At 61.1% G+C, this 12593-nt stretch carries 11 protein-coding genes; 2 read left to right on the top strand and 9 right to left on the bottom strand.

Going from position 1 to position 12593, the window contains the following annotated elements; genetic code table 11:
* Positions 1-152 precede the first annotated feature (152 nt).
* The 7 genes from NR164_RS10985 to NR164_RS11015 form a co-directional block, all read right to left on the bottom strand.
* The gene (locus NR164_RS10985) at positions 153-1058 is read right to left on the bottom strand and encodes a response regulator (protein ID WP_046381620.1); all 906 of its coding nucleotides are present in this window, start codon (positions 1056-1058) and stop codon (positions 153-155) included.
* A 167-nt stretch (positions 1059-1225) separates the two neighbouring features.
* Positions 1226-1987 (bottom strand): phosphate signaling complex protein PhoU, encoded by a 762-nt coding sequence (phoU, locus tag NR164_RS10990; RefSeq protein ID WP_017850000.1) that lies wholly within the window; start codon positions 1985-1987, stop codon positions 1226-1228.
* Between the two features lie 70 nt (positions 1988-2057).
* Entirely contained in the window at positions 2058-2891 is an 834-nt protein-coding gene (pstB, locus tag NR164_RS10995) for a phosphate ABC transporter ATP-binding protein PstB (protein ID WP_017850001.1), read from the bottom strand.
* Between the two features lie 130 nt (positions 2892-3021).
* Complete coding sequence (pstA, locus tag NR164_RS11000) at positions 3022-4692, bottom strand: phosphate ABC transporter permease PstA (RefSeq protein WP_046485946.1); 1671 nt, start codon at positions 4690-4692, stop codon at positions 3022-3024.
* Positions 4693-4707: 15 nt separating this feature from the next.
* Positions 4708-6741 carry an ABC transporter permease subunit gene (locus NR164_RS11005; protein WP_256822783.1) on the bottom strand — a complete coding sequence of 678 codons (2034 nt, stop codon included), beginning with the start codon at positions 6739-6741 and terminating at the stop codon, positions 4708-4710.
* A gap of 484 nt (positions 6742-7225) precedes the next feature.
* Positions 7226-8212, bottom strand: a complete 987-nt coding sequence (locus tag NR164_RS11010) for a phosphate ABC transporter substrate-binding protein PstS (protein WP_017850004.1) — start codon at positions 8210-8212, stop codon at positions 7226-7228.
* 250 nt (positions 8213-8462) lie between these two features.
* Positions 8463-9752 (bottom strand): MFS transporter, encoded by a 1290-nt coding sequence (locus NR164_RS11015; protein ID WP_017850005.1) that lies wholly within the window; start codon positions 9750-9752, stop codon positions 8463-8465.
* A 468-nt stretch (positions 9753-10220) separates the two neighbouring features.
* On the opposite strand from NR164_RS11015, the gene NR164_RS11020 reads away from it, so the two are divergent.
* Positions 10221-10625: an acyl-CoA thioesterase gene (locus NR164_RS11020; RefSeq protein ID WP_010566936.1), complete on the top strand. Its 405-nt coding sequence runs from the start codon at positions 10221-10223 to the stop codon at positions 10623-10625.
* A 58-nt stretch (positions 10626-10683) separates the two neighbouring features.
* Positions 10684-11583: a D-hexose-6-phosphate mutarotase gene (locus NR164_RS11025; protein ID WP_256822751.1), complete on the top strand. Its 900-nt coding sequence runs from the start codon at positions 10684-10686 to the stop codon at positions 11581-11583.
* Between the two features lie 58 nt (positions 11584-11641).
* On the opposite strand, the gene NR164_RS11030 is transcribed toward NR164_RS11025, so the two are convergent.
* A complete protein-coding gene (locus NR164_RS11030; protein ID WP_017850007.1) occupies positions 11642-12178 on the bottom strand; it encodes a DUF3299 domain-containing protein in 537 nt (178 codons plus the stop codon).
* Positions 12179-12256: 78 nt separating this feature from the next.
* The gene (locus NR164_RS11035; protein ID WP_046381616.1) at positions 12257-12502 is read right to left on the bottom strand and encodes a GlsB/YeaQ/YmgE family stress response membrane protein; all 246 of its coding nucleotides are present in this window, start codon (positions 12500-12502) and stop codon (positions 12257-12259) included.
* Positions 12503-12593 lie beyond the last annotated feature (91 nt).

Here is a 12593-nt window from a genome sequence, read left to right on the forward strand (position 1 = left end):
CCGTGTGAGATTTACCCGATACTGAAAACAACGAACTTCACATGTAGGAGCGGGCTTGCTCGCGATTGCGGTAGTTCAGCCAACGAAGATGTTGAATGAAAGACCATCGGGAGCACGCCCCCTTCCACAGGGGACAGGTGGCGTTCTGTGAATCAGGCACCCGGCACAAAATGCTTCTGCGCCGTACCCCGCGCGATCAGCCGCGAGATGTAGTCCAGTTTCTGCGCATCCTGGTCGATAAAGCGGAAGGTCAGTTGCAGCCAGTCGCTGTCGGGCTTGGGCTCGAAGGCGACGACGGCGTGCAGGTAGCCGTTGAGGCGCGCGACTTCGGCGTTGTCGCCTTGCTCAAGGTCGAGCACCGCGCTTTCCAGTACCTGAGGCAGGACCTCACCGCGACGGACCACCAGCAGCGCTTCCTTGATGCTCAGGCCCTTGATCACGCATTGCTGGGTGCCGCTGGACAGGCGCAACTGACCCTGCCCGCGACCACTGGCGGGCGCAGCGGCGGCAGCCGCCTTCACGGGCGGGCTGTTGAGCAGGCCTTTGCTCGGTGCAGCCGCCGCGACAGGAGCGACCTTGACCGCTTCGGGCTTGCCACCGGTCAGGGCGCTCAGGGAGTCGTTGCCGAACGCTGAGTTCATCTTGGTCGGTGCGCTGGCGACCAGGGCGTCGAGGCGCCCGACCTTGTGCAGGGCGTGCTTGACCTTGGTCAACAGCTGTTCGTTGGTGAACGGTTTGCTGACGTAGCCGGAAACCCCGGCCTGGATCGCCTGCACCACGTTCTCTTTGTCGCCGCGGCTGGTCACCATCACGAACGGCATGGCTTTGAGCTGCGGTTGCTCACGGCACCAGGTCAACAGCTCCAGGCCGGACATCTCGGGCATTTCCCAGTCGCACAACACCAGATCGAAGGTTTCGCGCATCAGGATGGCCTGGGCCTTTTTGCCGTTCACCGCATCTTCAATCTTGATCCCGGGGAAGTAATTGCGCAGGCACTTCTTCACCAGGTCGCGAATAAACGAGGCGTCATCCACCACCAATACACTGACTTTACTCATCGACCCTTTATCCTATAAAAACGCGGCACGCAGAACGCCTGACTGATGGCATTTTGCCAAAACTCTGTAGTTGTGTTGGGACTTTCTTTCACCCCACGCACAAAAAAATCAGCGCCCACAAACGAAAACGCCCGACCAAAGGCCGGGCGTTAATATCTCGGGCAACCTTACTTATCGTCAGATTCGCCCGGAACATTAGGGATTTGATCGGTAGATCCTTCAACTTCGGCTTTCATGCGCTTGAGGCCCATGTGCCGCACGTCGGTGCCACGCACCAGATAGATCACCAACTCCGAGATATTGCGCGCGTGGTCGCCGATCCGCTCCAGCGAACGCAGCACCCAGATAATGCTCAAGACCCGTGTGATAGAGCGCGGGTCTTCCATCATGTAGGTGGCCAGCTCGCGCAGGGCGGTCTTGTACTCACGGTCGATGATCTTGTCGTACTGGGCCACCGACAACGCCAGTTCGGCGTCGAAACGGGCAAACGCGTCCAGGGCATCGCGCACCATGTTGCGCACCTGGTCACCGATATGCCGCACTTCCACATAACCGCGCGGCGCTTCGCCTTCTTCGCACAGTTGGATGGCGCGGCGGGCGATCTTGGTGGATTCATCGCCGATACGCTCAAGGTCGATCACCGACTTGGAAATACTGATGATCAAGCGCAGGTCGGAAGCCGCCGGCTGGCGACGGGCGAGAATGCGCAGGCATTCTTCGTCGATATTGCGTTCCATCTGGTTGATCTGGTCATCGATCTCGCGCACTTGCTGGGCCAGGCCCGAGTCGGCCTCGATCAGCGCGGTGACCGCATCGTTGACTTGCTTCTCCACCAGCCCGCCCATCGCCAGGAGGTGGCTGCGCACTTCCTCAAGCTCGGCATTGAACTGCGCGGAGATGTGGTGGGTAAGGCCTTCTTTGCTAATCATGTTGGCGTCCTTGGAGCGTCCGGAAAGGTGCGGAGAACCGCAGCGTCAATGCAATCTGAACCACAGCTTCCTAGCCGTAGCGACCGGTGATGTAGTCTTCGGTCTGTTTCTTCGCCGGATTGGTGAACAGGGTATCGGTATCGCCGAACTCCACCAGCTTGCCCATGTACATGAACGCGGTGTAGTCGGAAACCCGCGCCGCCTGTTGCATGTTGTGAGTCACGATGACGATGGTGAACTTGGACTTGAGCTCGTAGATCAGTTCTTCGACTTTCAACGTCGAGATCGGGTCGAGTGCCGAGCAAGGTTCGTCGAGCAGCAGCACTTCCGGTTCCACGGCGATGGTACGCGCGATCACCAGGCGTTGTTGCTGGCCGCCGGACAGGCCGAGTGCGGAGTCGTGCAGGCGGTCCTTGACCTCGTCCCACAGCGCGGCGCCTTTAAGCGCCCATTCGACCGCTTCGTCGAGGATGCGCTTCTTGTTGATGCCCTGGATGCGCAAGCCGTAGACCACGTTTTCGTAGATGGTCTTGGGGAACGGGTTGGGCTTCTGGAACACCATGCCCACCCGGCGACGCAGCTCGGCCACGTCTTCACCCTTGCGGTAGATGTTGCTGCCGTAGAGGTTGATCGCACCGTCCACGCGGCAACCGTCGACCAGGTCGTTCATGCGGTTGAAGGTGCGCAGCAGCGTGGACTTGCCGCAGCCCGACGGGCCGATGAAGGCGGTCACGCGCTGCTTGGGGATGTTCATGCTGACGTCGAACAGCGCCTGTTTGTCGCCGTAGTACAGGCTCAGGCCCGGCACTTCGATGGCCACGGTTTCCTGGGCCAGGCTCAGGCTCTGCTTGTCACGACCCAGGGCAGACATGTTGATGCCATGGGAATGGGTTTCTTGTTGCATGGGATGCTCCCTGTGCTACCAATTCGTGTTGTTGAACCGCCGGGGACGGTTTACTCAAATTCTGCGTATATCGTGGTCTAGTGTGGGAGGGGGCAAGCCCCCTCCCACATTTAGTCCGCGTTTACTTCAATTAACTGTCCAGCGCCTTGTACTTCTCGCGCAGGTGGTTACGGATCCACACCGCCGACAAGTTGAGCGTGGCGATCACCAGCACCAGCAACAGCGCGGTGGCATATACCAGCGGCCTTGCGGCCTCGACGTTGGGGCTCTGGAAGCCGACGTCATAAATATGGAAGCCCAGGTGCATGATCTTCTGGTCAAGGTGCAAGTAAGGGTAGTTGCCGTCCAGCGGCAGCGACGGGGCCAGCTTGACCACGCCCACCAGCATCAGCGGCGCTACTTCACCGGCGGCACGGGCCACTGCGAGGATCATGCCGGTCATCATCGCCGGGCTGGCCATCGGCAGCACGATCTTCCACAGCGTTTCCGCCTTGGTCGCGCCGAGTGCCAGCGAGCCTTCGCGCACAGTGCGAGGAATCCGCGCCAGGCCTTCTTCGGTAGCCACGATCACCACCGGCACCGCCAGCAGCGCCAGGGTCAGCGACGCCCACAACAGGCCCGGCGTACCGAAGGTCGGGGCCGGCAGGGCTTCGGCGAAGAACAGGCGGTCAACCGAGCCACCCAATACATACACGAAGAAGCCCAGGCCGAACACGCCGTAAACGATGGCCGGTACGCCCGCCAGGTTGTTCACGGCGATGCGGATGATCCGCGTCAGGGCGTTCTGCTTGGCGTATTCACGCAGGTACACCGCCGCCAGCACGCCGAACGGGGTCACGATCATCGCCATGATCAGGGTCATCATCACGGTGCCGAAGATGGCCGGGAAGATCCCGCCTTCGGTGTTGGCTTCCCGTGGGTCGTCGCTGAGGAATTCCCAGACCTTGCTGAAGTAGAAGCCGATCTTGGTCATCGTGCCCATGGCGTTCGGCTGATAGGCGTGGACCACTTTGCCGATGCCGATTTCGACTTCCTTGCCGTTCGCATCGCGGGCAGTCAAGGCGTCGCGGTTGAATTGGGCGTGCAGGTCGGCCAGGCGCGCTTCGATGTCCTGGTAACGGGCATTCAGTTCGGCGCGGCCCGAGTCCATGTCGGCCTGGGCGGCGGCGTCGAGCTTGCCTTCCAGTTCCAGCTTGCGACCGTGCAGACGGATACGTTCAAGACCGGCGTTGATCGCGCCGATATCGGACTTCTCAAGGGTCTTGAGCTGGGCCGCCAGCTTGTTCACGCGGTCGACCCGAGCCTGCAGCTCCGGCCACGCAGCCTGGCCTTCGGCGATGACCTTGCCATCCTGCTTGACGTTGACCAGGGTGCCGTAGAAGTTGCCCCACTCACGGCGCTCGATGGTCATCAATTCCAGCGGTTTGGTCTGGTTCTTCAGCCATTCGCCGACGATCCATGTGAAGTCGTTGCCATTCAGATCGCGGTTACCGACTTTGATCAACTCGCGGGTCATGAATTCCGGGCCCACGTCGGGCACGGGCAGGCCAGCGCTTTTCAGGCGCTCGCGCGGCACTTCTTCTTTCTGTACCACTTCGCCGATGACGATATGGTTGGCCTGGCCCGGGACATCGTAGTTGGCCTGGATCAGGTCAGCCGGCCAGAAGTGGCCCAAACCACGCACCGCAATCACAGCCAGCAAACCAAGGGTCATGATGACCGCGATGGACACCGCGCCACCGCTGATCCAGACGCCGGGGGCGCCGCTCTTGAACCATCCATTCAGGGAGTTCTGTTTCACAGACTTCTACCTTTCTTAAAGCGACGAGTATTTCTTGCGCAGACGCTGACGAATCAGCTCGGCGAGGGTGTTCATGATGAAGGTGAACAACAGCAGCACCAGTGCCGAGAGGAACAGCACGCGGTAGTGACTGCCGCCCACTTCCGACTCGGGCATTTCCACCGCGACGTTGGCCGCCAGGGTGCGCAGGCCTTCGAACAGGTTCATCTCCATCACCGGAGTGTTACCGGTGGCCATCAGCACGATCATGGTCTCGCCCACGGCGCGGCCCATGCCGATCATCAGCGCCGAGAAAATCCCCGGGCTGGCGGTCAGGATGACCACGCGGGTCATGGTCTGCCACGGCGTGGCGCCCAGGGCCAAAGAGCCCAGGGTCAGGCCGCGCGGCACGCTGAACACGGCGTCTTCGGCGATGGAGTAGATGTTCGGGATCACCGCGAACCCCATCGCCAGGCCGACGACCAGAGCGTTGCGCTGGTCATAGGTGATGCCCAGGTCATGGGAGATCCACATCCGCATGTCGCCGCCGAAGAACCAGGTTTCCAGGTACGGGCTCATGTACAGCGAGAGCCAGCCCACAAACAGGATCACCGGGATCAGGATCGCGCTTTCCCAGCCATCGGGAACCCGCAGGCGAATGGACTCAGGCAGGCGGCTGAAGATAAAACCGGCCACCAGGATGCCAATCGGCACCAGCATCAACAGGCTGAAAATCCCCGGTAGATGCCCTTCGACATACGGCGCGAGGAACAGGCCGGCGAAGAAGCCGAGGATCACCGTCGGCATCGCTTCCATCAGCTCGATCACCGGCTTGACCTTGCGGCGCAGGCCCGGCGCCATGAAGTACGCAGTGTAGATCGCTGCGGCAACAGCCAGCGGCGCGGCCAGCAACATGGCGTAGAACGCGGCCTTCAGCGTACCGAAGGTCAGCGGCGCGAGGCTCATCTTGGGTTCGAAATCGGTGTTGGCGGCGGTCGATTGCCAGACGTATTTAGGCTCGTCGTAGTTTTCGTACCAGACCTTGCTCCACAGCGCGCTCCACGACACTTCCGGGTGGGGGTTGTCCAGCAGCAACGGTTGCAGCTTGCCGTCGGCTTCGACGATCACACGGTTGGCCCGTGGCGACAGGCCGAACACGCCCTGGCCATCGACCACCGGGTCCACCAGCAGGGTGCGGTGGGCGGTGCTGTGGAACACGCCGAACTTGCCGGAAGCGTCGAGGGCGGTGAAGCCCTTGCGACGTTCTTCGGCGGTGATTTCAACGATGGGCGCAGTGCCCATCTCGAAGGTGCGGATCTGCTTCAGGCGCTGTTCGCCATCCGGGTCACGGGCCATGAACCACTGGGCCAGGCCGCCCTTGGAGTTACCAACGATCAGCGAGATACCGCCCACCAGTTGGGTGCTGGCGGTGATTTCGGCGTCGCCGTCTTCCAGCAGTTTATAGCGACCGTTGAGGCTCTTGTCGCGCAGGCTGAACACATCGGCCAGGGCACGGCCGTTGATCACGTACAGCCATTGCTGGCGTGGGTCGATGAAGATCGCCTTCACCGGCTCGGTCATCTGCGGCAGCTCGATACGCTTCTGCTCGCTGGTGACTTCGCCGGTCATCATGTTTTCTTCACGGCTCAGGGACAGCACGTTCAAGTGCGAACCGGCCGAACCGGCCACCACCAGCGAGGTGTCGGTGACGTTCAGCGCGACGTGTTCCAGCGGGCGACCGGCGTCATCCAGCACGATCGGCGTTTCGCCGTAAGGGTATTCGATGGCCGGGCTGATGGTCTTCTTGCCGTCCGGGTAGGACACCTTGTAGGTGTGGCGGAACACCAGGGACTGGCCATTGGACAAACCGAGGATCACCAGCGGGCTGCCCGGCTGGTCTTTACCAATCGACACGACGCTGACGCCAGCCGCCAGCGGCAGGTCGATGCGCTTGAGTTCGGCGCCGGTGCTCACGTCGAAGAACAGCGCCTGGCCTTTGTCGGAAACCCGCATGGCGACTTGGTTCTGTTCTTCCAGCGAGATCATCAACGGCTTGCCCGCGTCTTGTATCCACGCCGGTGTCAGCGCGGCTTCCTTGGTCAGCGAGGCGCCCTGGAACAAGGGCGCGACCACGTAGGCCAGGAAGAAGAAGATCAGAGTGATAGCGCCGAGGACGGCGAGGCCGCCGATCAGCACGTACCAACGGGTCAGGCGATCCTTGAGCGCGCGAATGCGGCGCTTGCGTTGCAACTCAGGCGTATTGAAGTCAATACGCTTGGGGGGAGAAGTCGTCGTCATAGTGGAATTGGCCAGATCATTCATGCGCACACCCTAGCGGTCCTGTATGACAGAAAGATGACAATGCAGTGACGCAAGAAATCCGCCGCATGGCAAAGCCGGCAGCGGACTAAAAATTAGGAGTTTCTGTAGGAGCGAGCTTGCTCGCGAAGAGCGTTAACGATAACGCGCTGCTTCTGAATAAACGCAGTGCTCTATCATCTTTCGCGAGCAAGCCCGCTCCTACAGAACGGCCGGTTTTACCCGGCCCAGCAACTTAGTTGCCTTCTTTCAGACCCAGGTCAGCCAGTGCCTTGGCGGCAACTTTGGCTGGCAGTGGGATGTAGCCGTCCTTGACCACAACTTCCTGGCCCTGCTTGGACAGAACCAGCTTCACGAACTCGGCTTCCAGCGGTGCCAGCGGCTTGTTCGGGGCTTTGTTGACGTAAACGTAGAGGAAACGCGACAGCGGGTATTTGCCGTTCAGGGCGTTTTCTTCGCTGTCTTCGATGAAGTCAGTGCTGCCTTTCTTGGCCAGGGCCACGGTCTTCACGCTGGCGGTCTTGTAGCCGATGCCCGAGTAACCGATGCCGTTCAGCGAGGAGCTGATCGACTGCACGACCGAAGCCGAGCCTGGTTGTTCGTTCACGTTAGGCTTGTAGTCGCCTTTGCACAGGGCTTCTTCTTTGAAGTAGCCGTAGGTGCCGGATACCGAGTTACGACCGAACAGTTGCACTGGCTTGTTGGCCAGGTCGCCGGTCACACCCAGGTCGCCCCAGGTTTTGACGTCGGCTTTGGCACCGCACAGGCGAGTCGAGGAGAAGATCGCGTCGACTTGTTCCATGGTCAGGTGCTTGATCGGGTTGTCCTTGTGCACGAACACGGCCAGGGCATCCACGGCAACCGGGATAGCGGTTGGCTTGTAGCCGTACTTCTGCTCGAAGGCCGCCAGTTCGGTGTCCTTCATCTTGCGGCTCATCGGGCCCAGGTTGGAGGTGCCTTCAGTCAGCGCAGGTGGCGCAGTGGCAGAACCAGCAGCTTGAATCTGGATGTTGACGTTCGGGTATTCCTTTTTGTAACCCTCGGCCCACAGGGTCATCAGGTTAGCCAGGGTATCGGAACCGACGCTGGACAAGTTGCCCGACACACCAGTGGTCTTCGTATAAGCCGGAATAGCCGGGTCAACACCAGCGGCCACCGCGTGGGCAGTCGCAACGCCAGCAGCGACAAAAGTCATTGCCGCCATCAAACGCTTCAGTTTCATGCCTTACTCCTAGCAGATAGGGATAGTTGGATCGGGGCCAAGTATTGATAGGCCGTGTGAACACTCTATGTCTGGAATATGACAATTAGATGAAAGGCCAGTATTGGGGGAAAAAGCGGCCAGAAGCGGCAAGTGCCGAAAAAACGGGGGTGGCGAGGACGTCGGGGCGGTTGAAACGATGATTCGGAAACACTCTGTAATTTATGATCGCTCCTACGCAACTGCGTAGGAACGATCTTCAGATAGCTGATTACCTGCCGCGCTTCCACAGATACCCACCCACCCCCATCCCCATCACGCACAGGACGGCAACGTAGTAGGCCGGGCCCATCGGGCTTTCTTTCATCAGCAGCGACACCGCCAACGGCGTCAGCCCGCCGAACACGGCATAGGCCACGTTGTAGGAGAACGACAACCCGCTGAAGCGCACCACCGGTGGGAAGGCTTTCACCATCACGTAGGGCACCACGCCGATGGTGCCGACAAACAGGCCGGTCAGGGCGTACAGCGGGAACAGCCAGTCAGGGTGGTCCAGCAGGCTGTGATACAGCGTCCAGGAGGTCGCCAGCAACAGTGCACAACCGACCACCAGTATGCGGCCGGCACCGAAGCGGTCGGCCAGGGCGCCGGAGGCAATGCAGCCCAGGCTCAGGGTCACGATGGCCAGGCTGTTGGCTTGCAGCGCAACGGTCGGGCTGAAGTGGTAGAGGGTCTGCAGCACGGTCGGGGTCATCAGGATGACGACTACCACGCCGGCCGACAGCAGCCAGGTCAGCAGCATCGACAGCACGATGGCGCCACGGTGGTCGCGCAGCACCGCGCGCAGCGGCAGTTCGGCGGCCAGAGCCTTGCGTTGCTGCATCTCGGCGAAGATCGGCGTTTCATGCAGCCAGCGGCGCAAGTACACCGACAGCAGGCCGAACACACCGCCGAGCAGGAACGGGATACGCCAGGCGTAATCGGAGACCTGCTCCGGGCTGTAGAGCGTGTTGATGGCGGTGGCCACCAGCGAACCCAACAGGATGCCGGCGGTGAGGCCGCTGGTCAGGGTGCCGCAGGCGTAGCCGATGTGGCGTGGCGGAACGTGTTCGGAGACGAACACCCAGGCGCCCGGGACTTCGCCGCCGATCGCCGCGCCCTGGATCACGCGCATCAACAGCAACAGGATCGGCGCCCACAGGCCGATCTGCGCGTAGGTCGGCAGCAGGCCCATGATCAGGGTCGGCACGGCCATCATGAAGATGCTCAGGGTGAACATTTTCTTGCGCCCCAGCAGGTCACCGAAGTGCGCCATGATGATGCCGCCCAGGGGCCGCGCCAGGTAACCGGCGGCGAAGATGCCGAAGGTCTGCATCATGCGCAGCCACTCGGGCATGTCGGCGGGGAAGAACAGTTTTCCGACCACGGTGGCGAAAAACACGAAGATGATGAAGTCGTAGAACTCCAGCGCCCCGCCCAAGGCAGACAGCGACAGGGTTTTGTAGTCGTTGCGGGTCAGCGGGCGCGACGGTTGCGCACTGCTTGCGGGCACGGAGGACATGGCAAGGCTTCTCTTATAGTAATCAGCGTAATAAAGACGGCACGCCCTGGACTTGCGGCGGTCTGGCAAGATAGCAAATCGCCGGAAAAAGCACAGCGTCGAACGGTTGATAGCGCAGCGCGGTGAACTATTCACGGCGCAGGGAGTCGGTCAACCAGGGCAGGAGAACAGTTGCCGGAAAAAGCTCCGTTACAGCGTCTATTTACCGACCAAATGAGCGCCGAGAGGTCGTCGCGACGCCAGCGTCTCGATATACTCGGCCCCTGCAAGCGCCAGACCCGCAGTCTTGAGGGGCTGCTGTGCCAAAACGCCGTTGGGTGCCATCCAGCCGGTTTGGCAGAGTTTCCCTTTAGTACGCCTTACGAGAAACACAGCTCGCGTCGTGCGTTGGTGCTGAAATGTTTTTCTACAAGACGGCTATCCATTTGAAACACCCATGAAGCGTCACGGCTCAGAGGCACCCTCGGCATGATCGAACTCGAACAAGAAGATCCCATCCCACAAGGCGATCTCGCCCTGCAAATCACCGCGCTTCCGCGTGAAACCAACGGTTTCGGCGATATCTTCGGCGGCTGGCTGGTCTCGCAGATGGACCTGGCCGGTACGGCCATGGCCAGCAAGGTCGCAGGCGGGCGTGTCGCCACCGTGGCCATTGATCGCATGGCGTTCCTGGTGCCGGTGGCCGTGGGCGCGCAATTGTCCTTCTATACCCAGGCCCTGGAAATCGGCCGCAGCTCGATCCAGATGATGGTCGAAGTGTGGAGCGACGACCCGCTGTCCAGCGAATGGCGCAAGGTCACCGAGGCGGTGTTCGTGTTCGTCGCCATCGATGGCAGCGGCCGCACCCGTTCGGTACCGTCGCGAGCGCGTTAAACCTCGCCGGGTTTTGACGGTCAATTGCCCCATTGCCTGCTATTAAGAGTGCTTTGTTATGCCGACGCCCCACGTTGAATCCGTGAAAATCGACGAGCTGGACTGCTGGCGCATCCGCCACAACGGCGCCGAGCTGATGGTGGCCCAACAGGGCGCGCACCTCTTCAGTTACCAACGCGCAGGCGAACAGCCGCTGATCTGGCCGAACAAGGCAGCCGTCTTCAAGGCTGGCAAAGGCATCCGCACCGGCGTACCGGTGTGCTGGCCGTGGTTCGGCGTGTTCGATCGAAACCCGCACAGCGTGCAGGCCATGCGCCAGAGCGACCAGCCCGCGGGCGCCCACGGTTTCGTGCGTACTGCACTCTGGGAATTGGCCGCCACCGAACTCGAAGGTGACACCCTGCGCGTCGACCTGGTGCTCCCCGTGCCCGCGGGCGGCTTCCCCGGCTGGCGGCATCAGGTCGACCTGAAGCTGAGCCTGCGCCTGGACGATCACCTGCACATCGGCCTGACCAGTCATAACCGTGGCACCGACACCGTGACCCTCAGCCAGGCGTTGCACACCTACTTCGCCGTGAGCGATGTGCGCAACGTGAAGGTCGAGGGCCTGGACGGGCTTGCGTATATCGATACCGCCGACGGCTGGGCCACCCGGCAACAGGCTGGGCCGCTGCACTTCGGCGCCGAGACCGACCGCATCTACCTCGACACCCCCGCGCAGTTGCACATCGTCGATAACGACTGGCAGCGGCGCGTCCGGCTCAGCAGCGAAGGCTCCCACTCGACCGTGATCTGGAACCCCTGGACCGAACGTGCCAAGGCCTTCGACGACATGGCCGACGACGGCTGGCAGGGCATGCTGTGCATCGAGACGGCGAATGTGCTGGATGACGTGGTGACGCTGGCGCCGGGCGAAAGCCACACCTTGGGCGTGAGCATCACCAGTAGCGCTTTGTAAACCCAATCAAAATGTGGGAGGGGGTGTTGCTCCCTCCCACATTGGTCGGTGTTGTGGTTTAGAGATCCGACTCCTTCACCACCCGCACCTTCCCCGCATCCAGCGCATACGCCGCATCGGCCAGGTCGTTATTGACCGTCTCCACCTTCAACGTGCCCGTGACCCACAGCGGCGTGTAGATATCATCCAGCTTCAACCCCTTGGGGTAACGCACCAGCACCAATTGGTTCGGCGGCGGTGGCGGCACGTGGATGCACGCGCCTGGGTACGGCACCAGGAAAAACAGGGTGCTGCGGCCCTTGGCGTCGGTTTCCAAGGGCACCGGGTAACCGCCGATGCGGATGTTCTTGCCGTTCATGGCGGCCACGGTCTTGGTGGAATACATCACCGCCGGCAACCCTTTGCTCTGCTTCAAGCCACCTTTGTCGGTAAAGGTGCCCTGGGCTTCGGGGGAGTTGTGGTCGATTTCCGGCATTTGTTCGAGGGCTTTCTGGTCCGACAGCGGCATCAGGTCGAGCCAGTCGGTTTCCGGCAGTTCGCCAGCATGAGCCAGGCCTGGGCCCAGCAGGAGAAACATCAAGAGGAGACGGCGCATGGAGGAGCTCGACAAGGTAAACAGTGCCGGCATTCTAGCCCTCTGCGCCTGCGCAGCGCAGAGGACTTTGTCGCTCGATTAGTTCTTTTTGATCAGGCCGTAGATCACCAGCAGCACAATGGCACCTACCAATGCGCCGATGAAACCCGCGCCCTGGCCTGCCTGGTAGATACCCAGTGCCTGACCGCCGTAGGTGGCGGCAAGGGAGCCGGCGATACCCAGCAGGATGGTCATGATCCAGCCCATGCTGTCGTCGCCGGGCTTGAGGAAACGCGCCAGCAGGCCGACGATCAGGCCGATAAAGATGGTTCCGATGATACCCATGGCATTTCCCTCTGATTGAATGTGAGTCATGAAAAAGCCTAGCCAGGCTTTATCATCCTGCAATCAGAGAGACGGCGGCCACCAATGGTTC

The organism is Pseudomonas sp. Pse79, assembly GCF_024519615.1.
Taxonomy (GTDB): domain Bacteria; phylum Pseudomonadota; class Gammaproteobacteria; order Pseudomonadales; family Pseudomonadaceae; genus Aquipseudomonas; species Aquipseudomonas veronii.